Below are 20974 nucleotides of genomic sequence, written 5' to 3'. Positions count from 1 at the left end.
CTCCCAACGGAAAGTCATCGAAGTGTCTGTGCGCCACCGCCCTGATCACGGCCACCCAACGCGGTTCCTCGCCGCGGCGTTGGCCTGCCTCGCGATCGCCGGATGCTCGTCGAAACCCGCCGACACGCCGCCGGCGACCATCACCCCGGCCGGCCCGGCGGTGTCCCCACCGGTCAGCGGCGCACCCGACGGGGCCGTGCGGCCGCTGCCCGGGCCGGGCACCGCAGCGGTGTTCGATACGGCGACAACATCTCTGGTGATCCTGTGCACCGACACCGCCGGCCATCCGGTGGTCTCGGTCGGCTACGCCGTGCTGCCCTTGCCCGCGGCCGCCACGGCACTGGCCGGCGATGGTGCCGGCACCGTCTATCTGGCCACCCGAGGTGGATATTTCCGGCTGGACGCGGCCCGGCACACGCTCACCACGGTCGCCGTCGATGGCCAGTCCGGCACCGATTTCACCGCCATCGCATTGCGGGCCGACGGAAAACTCGTGCTGGGCACCGCCGACGGAGCCGTGTTGACGATTGCCGGCACTGCGGTCGAGTCTCGGTTGAAGGCGTTCGCCCGGGTGGATCAGCTTGTCGCACAAGGCAACGACGTCATCGTGCTGGATCGTGGTCAGACCTCGGTGACCGAGGTGAATGCGTCCGGAAGCAGCGCAGCCCAGGCGCTGCGGGCCGGTGACGGAGCCACCGTGATGGCCACCGACCCGGCCGGTCGGGTGCTGGTCACCGACACCCGCGGCGACGGCCTACTGGTGTTCGGCACGTCGCCGTTGCTGCTGCGCCAGCGCGCCCCGGTGCGCGGCGCTCCGTACGGCGTGATCGGCACGTCACGGCTGACCTGGGTTTCCGAAACGGCGAGCAACAGCGTGGTTGGTTACGATCTGTCGACCGGAATACCCGTCGAAAAGGTGCGATACCGAACCGTGCAGCAACCCAATACCCTGGCCTTCGATGACCGCACCGACACCCTGTTCGTGGTGTCGGGGTCCGGTGGCGGGGCCCAGACGATCGCTGGGGCCGGCCGTTGATCGGGCGGGGGCGGATGCCGGCGGCCTGGGAATCGGACCTGTCCGATGACTACGAATGGATCCCGCTGCGACTGCCCCCGGACGTCAGCCGGGTGACCGCGTCGGTCCGGCTGTCCATCGAGGCCGAATACCGCGGCTGGGAGTTGACCAAGGTGCGGCTGTACACCGACGGAACGCGCAGGGTGCTGTTGCGCCGCCGTAAGACCGCCGCTTCCGGGGCGAGCGAAGCGACGGGATACGGGTCCGGGGCGAGCGAAGCGACGGGATACGGGTCCGGGGCGAGCGAAGCGACGGGAAACATGTCCGGGGCGAGCGAAACGACGGGATATACGCCTGATCGGCTGATGCTGCCCGATCAGCCTGCGATGTAAGGAGTTGTTGATGTATCGCGCACTGCGCTGGCTGATGTTTCGGCTGCCACCGGAGCGTATCCACACCTGGATTTTCGCGGCCCTGCGCTTCGGGACGTTCCTGGGGTTGTCGCGGCGGGCGCTGGCCCGCTTGTTGGCCCCCAGCGATCCGGTGTTGGAGTCGACGGTGTTCGGGGTCCGGTTCCCCGGTCCGCTCGGCCTGGCGGCCGGGTTCGACAAGAACGGATCCGGGGTGAACGCTTGGGGCTCACTGGGTTTCGGCTACGCCGAAGTGGGCACCGTCACCGCGCAGGCGCAGCCCGGCAATCCACAGCCACGGCTGTTCCGGCTGCCGGAGGATCGTGCGATCCTCAACCGGATGGGCTTCAACAACCACGGTGCCGGATCCATGGCGGTGTCGTTGGCGCGCAGCCAGTCCACCGTGCCCATCGGGGTGAACATCGGCAAGACCAAGGTGACCCCGGCCGCCGACGCCGTCGCCGACTACGCCGAAAGTGCCCGACTGGTCGGGCCGTTGGCCGCGTTCGTCGTGGTGAATGTCAGCTCGCCGAACACCCCGGGCCTGCGCGACTTGCAGGCGGTGTCGTCGCTGCGGCCGATCCTGGCGGCAGTGCGGGCCCAGACCACCAAGCCGGTACTGGTGAAGATCGCCCCCGACCTTTCTGACCAGGATGTCGACGAAATCGCGGATCTGGCAGTCGAATTGGGGTTGGCCGGCATTGTTGCGACAAACACGACCATTTCGCGGGCCGGGCTGCTGACCCCCGGCGTTTCGGAGCTGGGAGCGGGCGGGGTGTCCGGACCGCCGGTCGCGGCGCGGTCCCTGGAGGTGCTGGGACGGCTGTACCGCCGGGTCGGCGACCGGTTGGTGTTGATCAGCGTCGGCGGTATCGAGACCGCCGACGACGCCTGGGAGCGGATCATCGCCGGGGCCTCGTTGGTGCAGGGCTATACCGGGTTCATCTACGGCGGTGGCTTGTGGGCCAAGCACATTCACGACGGTCTGGCCGCGAAGCTGCGGGCCGGCGGCTTCGCCTCGCTGTCCGACGCCGTGGGCGCCGGCTCCTAGCGGCTCCTAGCGCGAGCAGACGCAAATGTCCCCGACACGCCGGAGTGTCGGGGACATTTGCGTCTGCTCGGCAGGGATCAGTTCTGCTCGTAGGTGCCGTGGATGACGGCACGGCCGATGGCCTGCATGAACAGGTTGAAGCCCAGGAAAGCCGGGGTGGCGTCCTCGGGGATCTCCAGCTTGTCCACCGGCAGTGCGTGCACCGCGATGTAGTACCGGTGCGGGCCGTGGCCGGCGGGCGGCGCGGCGCCCAGGTAGCGCTTGAGGCTGGCATCGTTGGCCAAGGTGATGGCGCCGCCGGGCAACGGGTCGCCATTGCCGGCGTCGGCGGCCAGCTCGGTCACGTCGACGGGCAGGTTGGCGACGGCCCAGTGCCAGAAGCCCGAGGCGGTCGGGGCATCGGGGTCGTACACGGTGACCGCGAAACTGCGGGTCTCGGCCGGGAAGCCCGACCAGCTCAGCTGCGGCGAGATGTCTTCTCCCCCAGCCCCGAAGATGCCACTGACCTGATCATTGGCCAGCGGCCCACCGTCGGCGACGGACGTCGAGGTCAGGGTGAAGGTGGGCAGCTGCGGCAAGTTGTCGTACGGCGAAGCGGTCATGATGTCCTTTCGGGTCGATCAGCAGTGCGTCAGGAAGTGTTCGAGGACCTTGGCGCCGAACTGTAGTGCGTCCACCGGAACGCGCTCGTCGACCCCATGAAACAGCGCAGCGAAATCCAGTTCCGGCGGCAGCCGCAAGGGCGCGAACCCGAAACACCGAATGCCAAGGCGGACAAACGCTTTCGCGTCGGTACCGCCGGACATCATGTATGGCACGGTGCGGGCGTCCGGGTCGACGGCCAGGATCGCGGCGTTCATGGCGTCGACCAGCTCGCCATCGAAGCTGGTCTCGACGCTCGGCAGGTCGCGCTCCCAGCTGCGGGTGATGTTGGGGCCGAGTAGCGCGTCGAGCTCGCGCTCGAACGCCTCCTTGCGGCCGGGCAGCACCCGGCAGTCGACCATCGCCTCGGCGGTGGCCGGGATGACATTGGCCTTGTAACCCGCCTTGAGCATGGTCGGGTTGGCCGTGTCGCGCAGCGTGGCCCCGACGATGCGGGCGATGCCGCCCAGCTTGGCTATCGAGCCTTCCAGGTCCGGCGAGTTCGGGTCCAGGTCATAGCCGGTTTCTTCGGCGACGGCGAGGAGGAACTGCTCGACCGACTCGGACAGCACCAACGGGAACTGATGCCGGCCGAGCCGGGCCACGGCTTCGGCGATCTCGGTGACGGCGTTGTCGTCGTGCACCATCGAGCCGTGCCCGGCCCGGCCGCGAGCGGTCAGACGCATCCAGGCCAGGCCTTTTTCGGCAGTCTCGATCAAGTACAGCCGTCTTTCGCCGCCATCGCGGGTGGGGACCGTCAGCGAGAAGCCGCCGACCTCGCCGATGGCCTCGGTGATCCCGTCGAACAGGTCGGGGCGGTTGTCGACGAGCCACTGACACCCATAGGTGCCGCCGTGCTCTTCGTCGGAAACGAACGCGAACACCAGGTCCCGCGGCGGCACGATCCCGGCCCGCTTCAGGTGCCTCGCGACGGCGATCATCATTCCGCACATGTCCTTCATGTCGACCGCGCCGCGGCCCCATACGTAGCCGTCCTTCACCGTTCCGGAGAACGGGTGCACGCTCCAGTCCGCCGGTTCGGCGGGGACCACGTCGAGATGGCCGTGGATCAGCAGGGCGCCCCGGTTCGGGTCGGCACCTTTGAGCCTGCAGAAGACGTTTCCGCGACCGGGAGCGGCCTCGACGTACTCGGTGGCGTATCCGACTTCACGCAGTTTGTCGGCCACCCAGCGGGCGCAATCGGCCTCGCCTTTGGTGGTCTCCGGGTCGCCGGTATTGGAGGTATCGAACCGGATGAGCGAGCTGACGAGATCGACGACCTCATCCTGGGGCGCAGTCACAGTCCATTCGTACCACCCTCGGTTTGGGACTGAGCGCCTCGATCCGTTAGCCTAACGCTGCCCAATGGACGACGTTGGGCGATGTCCGAGTGGCGGAATGGCAGACGCGCTAGCTTGAGGTGCTAGTGCCCTATTAACGGGCGTGGGGGTTCAAGTCCCCCCTCGGACACATCCGGCGACACAACTCACTGTTCTGTGCCGCCGACATCACGCGGGGCCGCTCCGCTCGCTCAAGACAGGTCCTCAGCTGGTCGCCCTCAGCCGTACGGCGCCGCAACGCAGCAGTCAAGTCCTCAACGGCCACGCCAGACTCAACCGCGGCGACCTTGCCATTAGCCTCGCCAAGTTGGCGCTGCAAGGCGGCGTAGCCATTTCCTCCCGCCGGGAGCTCCATCACGTTGGTGACACGGGTGGGTAAGACTGAGTGGCATTGCTACCCGGTGTCTGTTCGATGTCGGCGGCAGCGACGTGACGCACCTGATCGCCGCCTGCACGTTTCGCGTCGTACATCGCACGGTCGGCGGCGTCGATGAGGTCATCAAGTCGGTACCTGATCCGATGGTCGTCGATAGCGAAAAGCGTTGCTGTCGCGGTACCCACGCTGGCGGTGACATCGTTGGGCAATGCAGCGATGTCGCGACGTACCCGCTCAGACAGGCTTTCAAGTGCGTGGGCATCCATCGTGGCCGCGATCACGAATTCTTCCCCGCCATAGCGTCCCGCGATGACGTTGTCAGTCTTGTCGCCAACAATTGCCTTGAGAATGTTGGCGATCGCGGCGAGTAGTTCGTCGCCAGCAGCATGTCCACGGGTGTCGTTGATCGCCTTGAATCGGTCGATGTCGATGAGTGCCGCACTGATCGACGGGTGCCCCTGCGCGTCTGCACGGACGACGAGGTCATGGGCGCGGCGGTAGAAGCCCCGCCGGTTCAAAAGCCCGGTCAACGCATCCATCTCGGATTTAGCGGCGTCGCTGCCCAACAGCTGGGTGAGAGTCCTTGTCACACACGGCGCTACTGCGACGCCGACCAGGCCAATCAATCCCTCACCCACTGCTGCGGCTGGATCACCGCGGACCGCTAGTCGTGTCGCGGCGAGCAGACAGGTGACGACGCCCACACCCAAAATTGCCGCGAACAAGCGGGCACCGTGGGCCATGCCAACGTAGCAACCTAACACCCCGAGCACTGCGCAGTTGGCCACCCCGACCATCGGATCGGAAGCGAGGAGGCAGCAGGTCGCAGTGATGATCGCGCATATGATCGAGGCGGCTTGCGATTGACGCCGCGTCGGCCACCGCAGCGACCACAAAACCGTCCAAATCACCGAAGCAACAATGGACACTTCGCCGATGGTCCGGGGAAGGCCGGCCGCAGGTTCGCGGGGGCTGTGCAGCATCGCCACCGTCGCCACCATCAGCGCTATGCCCATGAGCGCCATCACCAGGCGAGTGACATCACGCAACCGCTGCGCCTGCAAATAGCCTGCCAGCCAGTCATAGTGATCTGGTTGGCGCCACCAAGCGTGAAGCAATTCAGGCAACCAAGTCATTTAATCTGGCGGTCCAGCTCAACCGGTGCGCCGTGATGGGATGTGCGACTTTACGCCGAATCGCTATCGGTCGACAGTGCGCCGGTGCGGGCCGCGCCGGCGGGTAAATCGCAGCGCACAACCGATTGAGGCGCTGGGCAAACAGGTCGCCCTCGCCTTGACGCTCCAACAGGTTTTCGGCAACGCGGTGCTGATTCCCGCGGTCGGCAGACAGGTACGCCAATTGATGTCTCCCAGCTACATCGATACCGACCATCCGAGCCCGACCGGGCTCGTTTTTTCACGAATACCACGAATACTGACAGACGCGTCGACGGCAATCGAGGTTCTCTTATACATGGGCTTTTCGACGATCTTGGAATCATAGATGATTACAGACACTGAGGTTTTGGCAAATCCCTATCAAGCTGTAGGAGTAATCGGCTCGAGTCAATTTGTTCGGCCGCATACATGGCGATGAGCCGCGTGACCCGCAGCCCGCCGGCCCTGTGGAAGCCCTCCGTAGCCGTGGACGCTGACCGCCTGCGCGGACACGCTCACGAACGCGAAGCCCTCCTCCCGCATGACAGGTCCGTCGGCGCCGACGACGTCGAACCCGGCCGACACGTTGTTCCAGCCCGGTACGACCGTGCCGTCGAACCGTTCCGGATCTGACAGCCGCCGAACGAGGACCCGGGTCCGGAACTCGACGTCTGCTCGGTGTTGCACCGGCCAGTGGCCGTCTGCGCCGAGCGACACCCCTGCCACCGGTGCGTAGGTTGTCGCGCGGCCCTCGATGAAGTACTCATCCTCAAAGGCGGTTATCAGATATACCCGACTGGCTGGCCGTGAACATAGTCTGGGGGCCCGGCAACAAGGTGTTGCAAATGAACCTGCCAGGGCAGAAATCGTGCGATGCCCGGTCATTTCGAAATTCCGTCGCGGGACCAATCAGGGACCACACGCCATGCGCGAAGCTGAACGAGCGTTGTGGTCGTCGGCTACCCACTTTCAGTTCCGACTCAATTGAAAGGTCTCAACCCGTGTCGCAGGTGGCCAAGTCCCCCTCGGACACATCCGGCGACACGACTCCGGTCGGCCGTTGCCTTTACTCGCCGTAGATATGGCTCATAGTCAACGGCAAACCTAGGCTCGCGTACACCTGCGACGTCGTTGACCATCGTCTGAGCGGCCTGCACGCGAACCCAGGCGCCGACGGTATCCCGATGCGGTGGAGTTGCCGCGCCAGATGGACCTGCCGCGATGTCCTCAAGCCGAGACTGCGGCGCAACGCTTCCGACGTCGACCTTCGCGCCCGCTGAGCGTCGCTGTGTGGGCGCCATCGAGCTAGCGGGCGTCGCGCTGCACGGCAGCGAACTAACATTTATTTTTCAGTCGACTGAACAATACATGTTAGAGTTCTGCCATGCACGCGACGCAACCTGCAACCCGCCGCACCCATGCCGAACGCCGCGAAGCAACCCGGCTGGCACTGCTCGACGCTGCGGTTGCCTGCCTGATCGAGGACGGCTACACGGCGTTGACCACGCGCAAGGTCGCCGAACGCGCCGGCGTTTCGCAGGGCGCGCAGCAGCACTACTTCCACGGTCGCGCCGAGCTGATCGTGGAAGCCGTCGGGCACCTGGCAAGCCGGCTGGCCACCCAAGCACGTGATGAGGTCCGCGACCACGCGGACGAACGTGACCGCTTCGCCGCGCTGCTCGACCACGTGTGGACAGTCCATACCGGCCCCGCGTTCCAGGCCGCGACCGAACTATGGTCGGCGGCCCGCACCGACGCCGACCTGCGAGGGCCGGTCGAAGATCTCGGACGAGCCCTCGACCGCCAGCTCGGCCAGATCGCCGCCGAGATGCTGCCCACCCTCCTCGGCGACGACACCGGGCGCACCCTGCTCGACGTATCCCTCGCCGCCGCACGCGGTCTCGCGATGCGGCGGCTACCCGGACTCGAAACCACCGTCGACCGCCGGTGGCAGGCCACCCGGGCATTTCTGCTCACCGATTACCACATCCACACCGACGACAGGACCACCCGATGACCACCACCACCGCTCAAAGCACCGATCCGGTGCTGATCGAAAAACATGGCCCGGTGACCGTCGTGACGCTGAATCGTTCCGACAGACTCAACGCGCTCACCGACGAGGCGAGCCGATCGCTACTACGGACGCTGCATCAACTGGGCGATGACGAACACTGCCGCGCCGTGGTGCTCACCGGCGCCGGCCGCGCGTTCTGCGCCGGGGTCGACTTGATCACGGGACTCGACCCCGGCGGCGACCGGGGGCCCGTCCAGGGCCGTCACCATGCCCTCACCCGCGCCGCCGAGACGTTTGTGACACTCCGCGAAATCCCGCAACCGGTCATCGCGGCCGTCCACGGCCACGCCGTCGGCGCCGGCCTCGCCCTCGCCGCCATGGCGGACATCCGGATTGCCGACACCACCGCCCGCTTCAATCCGGTGTTCACCCGACTCGGGTTCTCCGGTGGCGATCTCGGCGCCTCGTGGTGGCTGCCGCGCCTCATCGGATTCTCCAATGCCGCCGAAATCCTCTATACCGCTTCGTCATTCGGCGCCGAAGAGGCCCACCGCCTGGGGCTCGTCTCACGCGTCGTGGACGAAGGAACCGATGTGGCGGCCGCCATCGAACTCGCCACCCGGATCGCCACCAACTCTCCGTTCGGCATCAGCCAAACCAAGGATCTGCTCAACAGCGCCATCGGCATCGGCGAACTCCGCCAGCATCTGAGCACCGAGACCCGCGCCCAGATCCTGTGCTCGCTCACCAGCGACGTCGGCGAAGGCATCGCCGCAACAATGCAGCGCCGCACACCGGTATTCACGAACACCTGATTCGGTTGGTGTTCGCACCCCGGATCCGGGGTGCGAACGCTGACTACGAATACATCTGCTCGATGAGGTCGCAGTAGCCGGCCGAGATCGGCTTGCGCTTGAGCTTGTTCGTCGGTGTCAGGTATTCGCCACCGGGCTCCCACGTATCGGACACGATGGTGAACCTCTTGATCTGTTCCACCCGAGACAGTTTGGCGTTCGCGGCGTCGACCCCCGCAGCGATCAACTGCCGGATCCCACCGTCCGTGGCGAGCGCCTCGACCGACCGGTCCGGCAAGCCGTGCTTGTCGGCGTGGGCGGCGGCCACATCCGGATCAAGACAGATCAGCGCGGTGTTGTAGGGACGCGCATCACCGATGGCAGCTACCGACCCGACCAACGGACAGTTCGCGGTAACCATGTTCTCGATGTTCGTCGGAGACATGTTCTTTCCGGCCGCGTTGATGATCAGTTCCTTCTTGCGATCCACGATCGAAAGGAAACCCTCACCGTCGACCGACCCGATATCGCCGGTGTGCAACCATCCCTCGGAATCGATTGCCTCACCGGTTTTTTCAGGATCCTTGCGGTAACCACGCATCACCATCGGGCCGCGCACCAGCACTTCGCCGTCATCAGCGATGCGCAGCTCGGCTCCCGGCACGGGCAGACCGACGGTGCCGATCTTGATGCGTCCAGGACGTCCCACCGTCACCGCGGCTGTGCATTCGGACATCCCCCAGCCCTCACACAGCGGCACGCCCAGCCCGAGGATGAATTCGTGCACTTCCGGCGAGATGGGCGCCGCACCGGTGACGGCGATCCGCACCTGGTCCATGCCCAGTTGCGCACGGACTTTCGACAGCACCAGCCGGTCGGCGAGCCGGTACTGGATCGTGCCGACGACGCCGAGCGGGCGCCCAGCCGAGTCGGCGCGGGCTTTGGCCTGCCCGGTCGCGAAGGCCCAGCGCGCCAGGTTCTGCTTGACCACGTTGGGTTCATCGGCGATCCGCTGCTCCAGCGCCGCCTTGAGCTTCACCCAGATCCGGGGAACGCCGAGGAAGCCGGTGGGGCGAATGTCGGTCAACGCGGCGATCACCTGTTTGACGTCGGGCACCGTGGTGACCGGGACTCCGTGCAACAGATTCATGTAATGGGCGAACCAGCGGTTGGCGGCGTGTGCATCCGGGAGGTAGGAGATCACGCGATCGGACGAGCTGATACCGCCGAAAGCGTCTGCAATGCGGGCATTCTCGATGAAATTCAGGTGGGTGAGCTCGACGCCTTTCGGCGGGCCGGTGGTGCCCGAGGTGTAGACGATGGTCAACAGGTCCGTCGGTAGCACCGCTCGCCAGGTGGCGTCGAAATCGAAGTCGGCGGCCGGCGTCGACTCGAGCGCGGCCAGACTGATCGCACCGTCGGCTTCGCCATCGACACAGATCACCTGCTCGACCTTGCCACCCTGGCCGATGGCTTCGAGAACCGTTGGCAGAAACTGTTTCTCACAGATCACGACGCGGTTGCCCGCATTCTCGAACTGGTAGGCAAGCACGTCCGCCGGATTGGTGTTGTATACCGAGAACGGCGTCGCACCGGTATGCAACACCGCGGTGTCACACACGTGGAACTCCGGCCGGTTGGTCAACATCAGCGCAACCGTGTCACCGGGCACCACGCCGAGCTCCGCCAGACCGGACGCGATTGCGCGCACTCGCTCGGCGTACTGCCGCCACGTGACGGTGGTTGCGCCATCGGCGCTACGGATCGCAATAGCATCAGGCCGGCGTGCGGCGACAGACTGGAATGCCTCGACCAACGTACGTGATGTCACCGGATTCACTCTCCTGCTTGACCGCGGGCGCGATCTTCATACGCCTTGCGCTGCGCGGTATCGACCCGGTCGGTGAACACGTGCTCACCACCGAACAATCTGTTTAGCCCCTCCCCCACGACGCGTGGCAGGAATTTCTGCGCACCGATCAGTGCACCGGCCAGCCGGGTGACCCGGACCTTCGGACGCGGTTCGATGATCAGGCCGACGATCGCATTCGCGATATCGGCGGGTTCGGCGTTCTTGATGCCACGAATGCCGGTCGTGCCCGAGGTGAGTTCGGTGTTGACGAACGACGGCAGCACTGCCGAGAACGCCACGCCGGTTTTGCGGTTCTCCACGCGGACGGAGTCGGTGAATCCGAGCACGGCGTACTTGCTCGCGCAATAGGTAGCGAGTCCGGGAGCATAGGTCTCGCCGGCTAGCGAGGCGACGTTGATCACGTGCCCCACACCGCGCGGAATCATCCGCTGCGCAGCAAGTTTCGTACCGATGATCACACCGTAGACGTTGATGTCGAGGATCCGGCGGGTCACCGCATCCGGCTCGTCGGCGAGGAGGCCGACCGGCATGATGCCGGCGTTGTTGATCAAAACGTCGAGCGGGCCGAGTTCGCGTTCGACGTCATCGAGGAACGTCGTGAATGACGCGAGGTCGGTCACGTCCAATTTGCTTGCAAACACATCGATGTCGGCGCCGGACTGCTTGACCGTTACCTCGTCGACGTCGCCGATCGCGACCTTCGCGCCGAGACCCCGCAACATCGAGGCGGTCGCGAAGCCGATACCACGAGCGCCGCCGGTAATGGCGATCACCTTGCCGCGCAAAACATCCGAACGATCTGACATCTAACCTTCTCCTTTGGTGAGACCGAAACGTTGCAGGCCCTGCGCGCCGAAAGCGCGCAGAGCGCCGTAGACGAGCCGGATGCGCGTCTTCGAGTACGGAAACCACATGGGTTCGTCGATCACCGTCGGCAGCCGCGGCTCGGTGACAGCGGTCTGCCGGCAATACTTACGGACCCCGGCGGCACCACCCCAGCGCGACCCGACACCAGACTGCTTCCAGCCGCCCATCGGCAGCGCAAAACTGAACAGGTTGGCGATGACGTCGTTGATGTTCACGGCACCGGCATCGAGCCGGCGGGCCACCGCATGTCCGCGGGCCTTGTCGCGGGTCCAGACCGAGGCCGACAGCCCGTAGCGGGAGTCGTTCGCAAGCCGGATCGCTTCGTCCTCGTCGGCGACCTTGACGACCGGAATGGTCGGACCGAACGTCTCTTGCTGGATGCACGCCATCGTGTGGTCGACGTCGACGAGCACGGTCGGCTCGAAGAAGGTACCGACACCGGTCGGCTTGCCGCCGATCGTCACCCGCGCGCCGGCGGCCGTCGCCTCGTCGACATGTCGCCGCACGATGTCGAGCTGGTCGGCATTGGCCATCGGGCCGATCTCGAATCGGAAGTCTCTGTCGTCCTGACCTTGACGCAATCGCCCGACCCACTCGGTGAGCTTCGTGACGAACTCGTCGTACACCGGCGCTTCGACGTACACGCGCTCGACCGACACACAGACCTGGCCGGCGTTGAACAACGCACCCCAGGCGACGCCATGGGCGGCGCGGTCGACATCGGCATCGGCGAGGACCAGCGCCGGATCCTTACCGCCCAATTCGAGGCTGTACGGCTTGAGCTGTTCGATGCACTGTCGTGCCACGGCTTTTCCGGTCCGCGTCGAACCGGTGAACTGGACATAATCGACCGCGTCGACCACGGCGCCACCGGTGTCGCCACGGCCGGTTGCCACGGCGAATACCTTCGGCGCGCCGATCTCGGCCCAGCCGCGCGCGAGTTCGACAGCGCTCAGCGGGGTAACCTCCGACGGTTTCAGCAGCACCGCGGCACCGGCCATCAGAGCTGGGGGAACGTCCAGGCCCGCCATGCCGAGGGGAAAGTTCCACGGCGTGATGACGCCGACCAACGGATAGGGGCGGAACACCGTCGTGAGCTTCTTGGTCCAGCCGATGGGGCTGTGCGGATTGGGTCGCTCGTCGGCCAGATACTTGCCGCTATTGCGGGCGAAGTAGTTGATCAGGTCCACCCACGCCGGTACTTCGAACTCCGCGTCGGCTCGCGGTTTACCGGTCTCGGACTGCAGGACGTCGGCGATGCGCGAGGAGTTGTCGAGCAACCACGCCTGCAGCCCGAACAGCCAGCGCGCACGACCCTTCGGTCCCAATGCTTCCCATTCGGGCTGCGCCTCGCGCAGCGCGCGCGCAGTGGCGGCCACCGATGCGGCGGATTCGTCCGGGACGCTACCGACAAGCCGGCCGTCGGCGGGGTTGTGCACGGCGATCAGCGGCAGTCCGGCGGGTTCTGTTGCCGTGGCAGTCTGGCTGTTGCGACAGTCCATATCGTGTCCGTTCACGCGGGGCGGGAATCACGGCGCGCTGCCGTGACCAATTCTCTTGCCAGAGCGACGATCTCGTCGGGAGCGTCCAGCTGCGGGCAGTGGCCGGCCTTGTCGAGCACGACCAGCCGGCTGTCCGGAGTGGCTTTGTGCCAGCCTTCGCTCGAAGCGAACGCGACGATTCGGTCCCGGCGTCCGTGCACGAAAACCGCCGGACAAGAAATACCCGCAACCGCAGGCTCGGCATCGACCGCATATTTCATCGATATGGCCCGTTCGAGCAGTTCCCGGGCACCACGACGGCTGTGTACCTGCGTACTGAGAATCCGGACCAACTCCAGATCGTGCCTGGATCGGTCACCATAGAGTAGATGACCGACGAGTGCGTCGGCGCCGCAGGTTCTGATCCATTTGGGTGCACCGAAAGCCGCGACGGCGGTGAGGAATTGCCCATTGCAGCAGAGCGCAGCACGGACCATCGGCGTCCAACCCAGCCCCGGCGTCGCCGTCGGCACGATGCCGCCGATCGGGAGCCGCAGCGGCGACGCGGCCGCGCGCACGGTGAGGTAGGCACCGAGGGAATTGCCGACCAGCACCACCGGAGCCTGCCCGCTGTGCGCGGCGATCACCTCGCCCACGAACCGGTCGCCCTGCGGCAGCCACGCGCCGGGCGCGGCCGGGTCGGCGGCGCCGAAACCGGGCAGATCGACAGCAACCGCCGACTGGCCGGCTTGGGCGAACCGGTCGAGCACGGGCCGCCACGCGTCGGCGGGATGGCCGAACCCGTGCAACAGCACGACGGTTGGGCCATCCCCCTCGACGAACAACTCTCGCGTGCCCACCCCGTTGTGGACCGTCCGTCGTTCGTTGATCACGCGATCAGGCCTGCACTGCCCATTTATCCAGCTGGTTGGGCAGCTCATCGAGCACCCACGGCCCGTCGACCTCAACGGTTTCCACCGATGTCCAGCCCTCGAGCAGAGTGATGGCGCCGCCCTGCACCGCCAGGACCTTCCCGGTGAGCGGGCACTTCTCGTCGGCCAGATAGGCAACCACCGGAGCGATGTTGGCGGGGCTGAATGCGTCGAATTCGCCTTCGGGCACTTCTTCGGCGAAGATCGCGCCCATCCCCGGCGTCGCCAGGGTCAGACGGGTCCGAGCGACCGGTGCGATCGCATTGACCCGCACGCCGTACCGCTCGAGCTCCATCGCCGCAACCTCGGTGATCGCAGCGATACCCGCCTTGGCGGCACCGTAGTTGGACTGGCCCGCATTCGGCATGAACGTGCCCGACGCCGACGCGGTGTTGATCACCGCGGCGTTGACCGGGTTGCCGGCCTTGGCCTGGTCTTTCCAGTAGCCCGCCGCGTGCCGCAGCACCGCGAAATGCCCCTTGAGGTGCACGGCGATGACGCTGTCCCACTGTGCCTCATCCATCGACGCGACGAAGCCGTCCCGCAGGATGCCGGCGTTATTCACCACGATATCGAGGCCGCCGAACTCGGCGATCGCTTGGTCGACAAGGCTTTTCGCGCCATCCCAGGTGGCGATATTGTCGGTGTTGGCGACGGCCTTGCCACCGGCGGCGACGATTTCGTTCACCACTTCCTGGGCGGGGCCGGCGTCTGCGCCGGCGCCCTCGTTCGAGCCGCCGAGGTCGTTGACGACGACGCTCGCGCCCAGCTTGGCAAGCAGCAGCGCGTGCTCACGGCCGATGCCGCGACCGGCACCAGTGACGAGGGCGACGCGGTTCTCCATTGAGGGCGAGCGAAGCGACGGGGAGTTCGACTGTGAACCCATGTGAGTTTCCTTCTGAAAGTTGATGATTGGATCAGACGGCCAGGACGGCGAGCTTCTCCAGCGAGGCCGCGATTTCCTTGTTGGAAGCGCGCCCGATGGCACCACCGATGGCACCGACCATCATCTGGCTGATGAACTCGGCGGCGACGGTCACGATGGAAGCGTCCGCGCCCTTGGGTTCGACCTGCAGGCTGAAGCTGATCTTCGCGCCGGCCATGCCGGTTCCGGAGAACGTCGTGGTGTTGGGGGCGTCATATTCGTCGACGGTGAAGTCGATCGTGTTGGCCATACCCATGATGGTCAGCACCTCGCTCATTGTCGCGCCCTGCGACAGGGTCGCCGGCGGCGCTTCCTTCCACTTGGTGTGCAGGGTCAGCCACTCTTCGAACCGGGCCGGGTCGGACAGGATTGCCCACACCTTTTCCTGCGGCGCAGCGATTTCCAGGGAACCTTTGGCATTTGCCATTTCTAACTACTCCTTTTCTTGTGCGGAATATGTTGCGGGATAACCGGAATCAGCGATCGGCTGACTTGTAGGCGGTGACGACGGCTGACCCGCCCAAACCGATGTTGTGCTGCAGGGCAACACCCGACTTACGGGCGGCGCCCTCCACCTGACGCTTGTCGGCGGTACCGCGCAGCTGCCAGGTCAGTTCGGCGCACTGTGCCAGGCCGGTGGCACCCAGAGGGTGCCCCTTCGAGATCAGTCCACCCGACGGGTTGACCACCCAACGGCCGCCATAGGTGGTGTCGCCGTTGTCGACCAGCTTGTGTCCCTCGCCCTCAGCCGCCAGGCCCAGTGCCTCGTAGGTGAGCAGCTCGTTCGGGGCGAAGCAGTCGTGCAGTTCGATCACATCGATGTCGTCGGGCGTGATCTGGGCCTGCTCGTAGACACGGTTCGCCGCGGTCCGACTCATATCGGCACCGACGAGGGTCGCCATGCTCTTGCTCTCGAACGTCCCGGGTGTATCCGTGACGAGGGCCTGCCCGACGATTTCCACGGCTTGAGTCGCCAAGTCGTGCTTGTCGACGAATGCCTCACTGACGACGATTGCCGCACCCGAACCGTCGGAGGTCGGCGAGCACATCGGACGGGTGAGCTGACCCGGGGCGTAGATCATCTTCGCGTCGATGATCTCCTGCTCGGTGTACACATCCTGGAACTGCGAGTACGGGTTGTGCACGGAATGGGCGTGGTTCTTGACCGCGATCCGAGCGAAGTGTTCCGGGGTCGATCCGTACTTCTGGTTGTGCTCGACACCGGCAGCGCCGAACATCCACGGCGCGACCGGGAACGCGAACTCCTGCAGTTCGGCCATCGCCTCCATGTGCTTCTGCATCGGCTGCTCGCGGTCGTCGTAGGTCGAACCGAGCGAACCCGGCTGCATCTTCTCGAACCCGATGGCCAGTGTGCAGTCCGCCAGCCCACCGCGAATCGCTTGTGCGGCAAGGAACAACGCACTCGATCCCGTCGAGCAGTTGCTGTTCACGTTGAACACGGGGATCCCGGTCAGGCCCAGGCTGTACACCGCGCGGTGACCCGAGCACGACTCGCCGTAGCAGAATCCCGCGTAGGCCTGCTCGATCAGGTCGTAGGCGATACCGGCGTCCTCGAGAGCCTTCGTACCGGACTCCTGTGCCATTGCCGGGTAATCCCAGCCTTCGCGGCGCCCCGGCTTCTCGAACTTGGTCAAGCCGACGCCGACCACAAATACTCTGTTGCTCATAGCTTTTACCTTCCTAGGAGATTTCGGCGAGGCCGTCGGTGATCACGAACTTGCCGGCCTTCTCGTCGCCGGCGGTTTCGAACGCGTAGCTACCCCCACCGGTGTTCCAGAACTTGGTGGTGATGGTCTCTTTCGGCAACGCGGGCTTGCTGAGCCGGACCGCGAGCCGCTTCAACCGGGTGGGGTCATCGGGACTGACCTGTGAGAGCAATGCATGAGAGGTGAATGCGATGGTGCACAGACCGTGAATGATGATGCCCGGCAACCCCATGGCCTTGGCGAAGTCGTCGTCCAAGTGGATCGGCATCGGGTCGCCTGCGGGATCGCTGTAGCGGAACGTCTGATCTTCGTCGAATGTCTGCACCGCGGTGAACGACGGTTCGCTATCGCGCAGCGCCGCGGCGAAGCCGTGCTCCGGACTCTTTTCGCCGACAATGCCGTCGAACCTGCCACCGCGGAAGAACCCGATGAAGTACTGCTCGTTCACCAGATCACCACGCGCGCTTCGCGTTTCCATCAGGGTAGTGACGACCACGCCCGATTCCTTGCCCTCGATACCGATCGGCTTCGCGCGAACAGTCAGGACCTCGCCGGGCTCGATCGGCCGGTGAATACGGAAGTCGTGCTCGCCGTGCAGGATCCGCATCATCAAGCCGTCCGGTACCACACCCATCGTGGCGTCGGCCATGATCGCCGTCACCGGTACGACTGCGAACACCGGCGGCGCGTAGGTGCCGTCCAGATGGGCGGCGATCGGGTCGTTGGTCGCTTTCGCGTAGGCGATCGTCTGATTGGGCTCGACCTTGAACTCCTGCTCGCCGGTCCACTGATCGAGGCGGTCGAGGTGGAAACCCTCGTTGGCAGCCATGCACGCTCCTTGCGCATCGTCGGGCAATCTGGTTCTCGACGCTACGGTCGCGCCGCCTGGCCGACGATGACCGAACTTCTCGGGTTCTTGACCGAACCGCTCGCGGCGGCGGGACCTGCTCCCCCGGTTCCTTCGCACTGACCTCCGGAGTAGCTTCGGCACGTGCCCCCCGCCGACCCGACCACTACCTACACCATCCCGATTCAGCGGGTGCAGGCGTTTGTCGGCCTGGCGATGCACTGGGGTTGGGATATCGAGACGATGTTGGGTTCAGCGGGAATCTCGCCGATGCTGCTAGCCGAGGGCCGCTCCCGCGTCACCACCGAACAGGCCAGCGCGCTCTTTCGCCAGCTGTGGCGCGAAACTGACGACGAGCTGCTCGGACTTGGGCTGGAACCGGTGCCACGCGGCACTTTTCGGCTGCTGTGTTTCGCGATCGTCAACGCGCCGGATCTGGGTGCGGCACTGCGACGGTTTGAAGATGTCAAACGCGCGGTTCCTGGAATGCCGCCTGTCACTCTCTCGGTCGACGGTGACACCGCCCGGCTATCGGTCGACATCACAGCGATCCATCGGCCGGTCGACCTGCTGATCGACACCCTGCTGGCCATGACGCACCGGTTCATCGGGTGGGTCGTCGGTAAACGGATACCACTACGACAGGTCGAAGTGCCGTACGACCGGCGTCCGGAGGTCGACGACTACGACCTCATATTCGGTGCGCCCGTGGTGTTTTCGGCGGCGCAGCCGGCGCTGGTGTTCGACAGCGCCAAGCTGTCCGCGCCGATCGTTCGGGACGATGCGTCGCTGGACGCTTTTCTGCGCGGCGCCCCGGCCAGCGTGCTGACCTACCGCAGCCAGACGACATCGACCGCGAACCAGGTACGGCGGCTGCTCGAACGAGGCTTGTCCGGCGATTGGCTCAGCGCTGACCAGGTCGCCGCGGAACTCGCGATGAGTCCGCAGACCCTGCGGCGCAAGCTCCGCGAGGAGGACACGTCGCCACGCGAAATCAAGGAGCAGATCCTGCGCGATGCGGCGATCGCGAGCCTGGTGCGCGGCGACGAGACCGTCGCCGCGCTTTCCCGTCGGCTCGGATTCTCCGAACCGAGTGCCTTCTCCCGGGCGTTCCGCCGATGGACCGGCAGTCCGCCCGGGTCCTACCAGAGCTAGCCGAGCAGCCGTTCAATCTGGCTGTCGGGAACCATCCACTCGGACAACATCTTTCGCACCGTTGATTCATCCGCCGTCGGCGGTTCCGGGTGCGCGGCCGGGGTACGGCTGAAGCGCGGCGCGGGCGCCGGCTGGCGGACCCCGTTGACCTCGATGAAGGCATCGCGCGTCTGGTTGTGCGCATGCTCGTGCGCCTCCCAGGGGCTGAGCACCGGGGTCACACACGCATCGGAGTCGGCGAACACGGCAGCCCACTCGTCGCGGGTGCGCTCCTTGAACTTGGCTCCGATGACCTCTTTGAGCTGCGGCCAGCCCGTCGGGTCCAGCTGGAACGGCAGTTCGGGATCGTCGATGCCGAGTGCCGCCAAAAGCTGTATATAGAAAGGGAATTCGACACAGCCCACGGCGACGTACCGGCCGTCGGCGCATTCGTAGGTGTCGTAGAACGGTGCTCCGCCGTCCAGTGCGTTCTCACCCCGGGGCTGATTCCACAGCCCGACAGCATGCATTCCGTGCATGAATGCCGTGTACAGGGCCGCACCGTCGACCATAGCGGCGTCGATGACCTGGCCCTTGCCGGACCGCTCGCGTTCGTACAGCGCAGCGAGGACGCCCATGGCCAGCAGCATGCCCCCGCCGGCAAAGTCGCCGATGATGTTGCCCGGTGGCACCGGGCGCTCACCCGGGCGACCGATCAGATCGAGGGTGCCGGTCAGGGCGATGTAGTTGATGTCATGGCCCGCGGTGCTGGCCAGCGGACCCCGCTGACCCCAGCCGGTCATCCGGCCGTAAATCAGGCGCGGGTTGTGCTTTTCGAGATCAACGGGCCCGATACCCAGTCGTTCGGCGACACCCGGACGAAACCCCTCGACGAAGACGTCCGCCTTCTCGACGAGTGCGAACAGTGTTCGCAGATCGTCGCCGTCCTTCAAATTCAGCTTGACGTTGCGCTTGCCCCGGTCGAGCGGACCATCCGGCGGAGTGAGTCCGTCACCCGGTGCGCCGGCCCGCTCGACGCGCAACACGTCCGCTCCGAGATCCGCCAGCACCATGCAGCCGAACGGCGCCGGCGCCAGGCTGGCGATCTCGACCACCTTGATTCCCGAAAGTGGCCCCGTCACAGTGACTTCGCAATGATCGTCTTCATGATCTCGTTGGTGCCGCCGTACACCTTCTGGATGCGCGCGTCGGCGTACAACTTCGAGATCGGGTACTCCTGCATGTAGCCGTACCCACCGAACAGCTGCAGGCATTCGTCTGCGACGCGGCATTGCTGTTCGGTGAGCCACCATTTCGCCTTCGCGGCCGTCGGCACGTCCAGTTCGCCGGCGAGGTGCTTGACGAGGCATTCGTCCAGGAAGCTCCAGGCGACGGACTTGACCGTGTCACTTTCGGCGAGCACGAACTGCGTGTTCTGGAACTTGAAGATCGGGCGCCCGAACGCCTCCCGTTCCTTGGTGTACGCGAGAGTGACGTCGACGGTCTTCTCGATCGACGCTGCCGCAATCACCGCGAGCACCAATCGCTCCTGCGGCAGCTGCTGCATCAACTGGATGAAGCCCAGGCCTTCGACACCACCAAGCAGATTGGTCTGTGGGACCCGGACGTCGTCGAAGAACAGCTCACAGGTGTCCTGGCCGTGCTGGCCGATCTTCTCCAGATTGCGTCCGCGGCGGAAGCCTTCACGGTCGGCCTCGACCAGGATCAGCGAAACACTGTCCGCCCCACGGCCTTCCGGATTCGTCTTCGCAGCCACTACAACAAGATCCGCGGTCTGGCCGTTCGAGATGAACGTCTTCGCACCGCTGATCACATAGTCGTCGCCGTCTTTGACCGCCTTGGTCTTGATCGACTGCAGATCGGAGCCAGTTCCGGGCTCGGTCATCGCGATCGCGCTGACCACCTCACCGGAGGCCATCTTCGGCAACCACGTCGTCTTCTGCGCCTCGGTGCCGTAGGAACTCAGGTAGTGCGCGATGATCGCGCTGTGCAGCACCCCGCCGAAACTCGGTGCCATCGAACGGATCTGCTCGATCGCGACAACGGCCTCGTGCGCGAAGGTACCGCCGCCGCCGCCGTACTCCTCCGGGATGCTCAAACACAACAGACCGAGTTCCCCGGCCGTGCGCCAGACATCACGGTCGACGAACTGCTGGCGACCCCAACGCTCCTCGCGCGGAGCACACTGCTTTTCGAAGAACCGGCGCGCCAGGTCGGCAAGCGCGTCAAGGTCCTTGTCCATCCACGATGAGCGGTGCAACGCCACAGCAGAACTCCTTCGATCACATGTGTTTCGATCGAAGCTACGGCGGCCAGGCAACGGTGCCCATGACTCAACCGACCACAAGCGTGACCGAACTGCTCA

The 20974-nt window shown here is 65.4% G+C and carries 19 protein-coding genes, 1 tRNA gene and 1 pseudogene; 7 read left to right on the top strand and 14 right to left on the bottom strand.

The genetic code is table 11. From position 1 onward, the window contains the following. The first annotated feature begins 22 nt into the window (after positions 1-22). From ABIA30_RS24760 to ABIA30_RS24750, 3 genes and pseudogenes are all read left to right on the top strand, one after another. Complete coding sequence (locus tag ABIA30_RS24760; protein WP_370070345.1) at positions 23-1036, top strand: YncE family protein; 1014 nt, start codon at positions 23-25, stop codon at positions 1034-1036. 14 nt (positions 1037-1050) lie between these two features. Continuing rightward, positions 1051-1248 (top strand): annotated as a pseudogene (locus tag ABIA30_RS24755) (DUF5703 family protein); the annotation flags it as partial. Between the two features lie 169 nt (positions 1249-1417). Further along, complete coding sequence (locus tag ABIA30_RS24750) at positions 1418-2476, top strand: quinone-dependent dihydroorotate dehydrogenase (RefSeq protein WP_370070343.1); 1059 nt, start codon at positions 1418-1420, stop codon at positions 2474-2476. A 77-nt stretch (positions 2477-2553) separates the two neighbouring features. Here the strand turns inward: ABIA30_RS24750 and ABIA30_RS24745 are convergent, their stop codons facing one another. Together ABIA30_RS24745 and ABIA30_RS24740 are read right to left on the bottom strand one after the other, a co-directional pair. Next, positions 2554-3078 carry a YbhB/YbcL family Raf kinase inhibitor-like protein gene (locus ABIA30_RS24745; RefSeq protein WP_370070341.1) on the bottom strand — a complete coding sequence of 175 codons (525 nt, stop codon included), beginning with the start codon at positions 3076-3078 and terminating at the stop codon, positions 2554-2556. An 18-nt stretch (positions 3079-3096) separates the two neighbouring features. Continuing rightward, on the bottom strand, positions 3097-4419 hold the full coding sequence (locus ABIA30_RS24740; RefSeq protein ID WP_370070339.1) for a M20/M25/M40 family metallo-hydrolase: 1323 nt from the start codon (positions 4417-4419) through the stop codon (positions 3097-3099). An 83-nt stretch (positions 4420-4502) separates the two neighbouring features. On the opposite strand from ABIA30_RS24740, the gene ABIA30_RS24735 reads away from it, so the two are divergent. Further along, positions 4503-4588: transfer RNA gene (locus tag ABIA30_RS24735), tRNA-Leu, on the top strand. A gap of 224 nt (positions 4589-4812) precedes the next feature. Here ABIA30_RS24735 and ABIA30_RS24730 read toward each other — a convergent pair. Both ABIA30_RS24730 and ABIA30_RS24725 read right to left on the bottom strand, forming a co-directional pair. Next, complete coding sequence (locus ABIA30_RS24730; protein WP_370070337.1) at positions 4813-5961, bottom strand: diguanylate cyclase domain-containing protein; 1149 nt, start codon at positions 5959-5961, stop codon at positions 4813-4815. A gap of 438 nt (positions 5962-6399) precedes the next feature. Further along, positions 6400-6876: an alpha/beta hydrolase domain-containing protein gene (locus ABIA30_RS24725; RefSeq protein WP_370070335.1), complete on the bottom strand. Its 477-nt coding sequence runs from the start codon at positions 6874-6876 to the stop codon at positions 6400-6402. Between the two features lie 499 nt (positions 6877-7375). On the opposite strand from ABIA30_RS24725, the gene ABIA30_RS24720 reads away from it, so the two are divergent. Continuing rightward, complete coding sequence (locus ABIA30_RS24720; protein ID WP_370070333.1) at positions 7376-8008, top strand: TetR/AcrR family transcriptional regulator; 633 nt, start codon at positions 7376-7378, stop codon at positions 8006-8008. After that, positions 8005-8823, top strand: a complete 819-nt coding sequence (locus ABIA30_RS24715) for an enoyl-CoA hydratase/isomerase family protein (RefSeq protein ID WP_370070331.1) — start codon at positions 8005-8007, stop codon at positions 8821-8823. Before ABIA30_RS24720 ends, ABIA30_RS24715 begins: the two co-directional genes overlap by 4 nt. A 43-nt stretch (positions 8824-8866) precedes the next feature. Here ABIA30_RS24715 and ABIA30_RS24710 read toward each other — a convergent pair whose 3' ends face one another. From ABIA30_RS24710 to ABIA30_RS24675, 8 genes are read right to left on the bottom strand one after another with little or no spacing between them, the layout of a single operon-like run. After that, positions 8867-10633 carry a long-chain fatty acid--CoA ligase gene (locus tag ABIA30_RS24710; RefSeq protein WP_370070330.1) on the bottom strand — a complete coding sequence of 589 codons (1767 nt, stop codon included), beginning with the start codon at positions 10631-10633 and terminating at the stop codon, positions 8867-8869. A gap of 5 nt (positions 10634-10638) precedes the next feature. Beyond that, positions 10639-11481 carry an SDR family oxidoreductase gene (locus ABIA30_RS24705; RefSeq protein WP_370070328.1) on the bottom strand — a complete coding sequence of 281 codons (843 nt, stop codon included), beginning with the start codon at positions 11479-11481 and terminating at the stop codon, positions 10639-10641. Further along, positions 11482-13044, bottom strand: coding sequence for an aldehyde dehydrogenase family protein (locus ABIA30_RS24700; protein ID WP_370070326.1), 1563 nt, complete (start codon positions 13042-13044; stop codon positions 11482-11484). Between the two features lie 11 nt (positions 13045-13055). After that, positions 13056-13916, bottom strand: coding sequence for an alpha/beta fold hydrolase (locus tag ABIA30_RS24695; protein ID WP_370070324.1), 861 nt, complete (start codon positions 13914-13916; stop codon positions 13056-13058). Between the two features lie 4 nt (positions 13917-13920). Further along, positions 13921-14841: an SDR family oxidoreductase gene (locus ABIA30_RS24690; RefSeq protein ID WP_370070322.1), complete on the bottom strand. Its 921-nt coding sequence runs from the start codon at positions 14839-14841 to the stop codon at positions 13921-13923. A gap of 31 nt (positions 14842-14872) precedes the next feature. Beyond that, positions 14873-15307 carry an SRPBCC family protein gene (locus ABIA30_RS24685; protein WP_370070320.1) on the bottom strand — a complete coding sequence of 145 codons (435 nt, stop codon included), beginning with the start codon at positions 15305-15307 and terminating at the stop codon, positions 14873-14875. Between the two features lie 49 nt (positions 15308-15356). Further along, positions 15357-16568: a lipid-transfer protein gene (locus tag ABIA30_RS24680; protein WP_370070318.1), complete on the bottom strand. Its 1212-nt coding sequence runs from the start codon at positions 16566-16568 to the stop codon at positions 15357-15359. A 13-nt stretch (positions 16569-16581) separates the two neighbouring features. Further along, positions 16582-17436: a MaoC/PaaZ C-terminal domain-containing protein gene (locus ABIA30_RS24675; RefSeq protein ID WP_370070317.1), complete on the bottom strand. Its 855-nt coding sequence runs from the start codon at positions 17434-17436 to the stop codon at positions 16582-16584. 162 nt (positions 17437-17598) lie between these two features. Between ABIA30_RS24675 and ABIA30_RS24670 the strand changes: the two genes are divergently transcribed. Beyond that, positions 17599-18609 carry an AraC family transcriptional regulator gene (locus ABIA30_RS24670; RefSeq protein WP_370070315.1) on the top strand — a complete coding sequence of 337 codons (1011 nt, stop codon included), beginning with the start codon at positions 17599-17601 and terminating at the stop codon, positions 18607-18609. Here ABIA30_RS24670 and ABIA30_RS24665 read toward each other — a convergent pair. Then, positions 18606-19730: a CaiB/BaiF CoA transferase family protein gene (locus tag ABIA30_RS24665; RefSeq protein WP_370070313.1), complete on the bottom strand. Its 1125-nt coding sequence runs from the start codon at positions 19728-19730 to the stop codon at positions 18606-18608. The two genes, ABIA30_RS24670 and ABIA30_RS24665, sit on opposite strands and share 4 nt — an antisense overlap. Beyond that, complete coding sequence (locus ABIA30_RS24660) at positions 19727-20851, bottom strand: acyl-CoA dehydrogenase family protein (RefSeq protein WP_370070390.1); 1125 nt, start codon at positions 20849-20851, stop codon at positions 19727-19729. The genes ABIA30_RS24665 and ABIA30_RS24660 overlap by 4 nt, the downstream gene beginning before the upstream one ends. Between the last annotated feature and the right edge of the window lie 123 nt (positions 20852-20974).

Origin of the sequence: Mycobacterium sp. MAA66 (assembly GCF_041261665.1) — a bacterium.
Lineage (GTDB): Bacteria > Actinomycetota > Actinomycetes > Mycobacteriales > Mycobacteriaceae > Mycobacterium.
The sequence above is the reverse complement of the archived record's forward strand: the minus strand, read 5'-3'. Positions and strand labels throughout refer to the sequence as shown.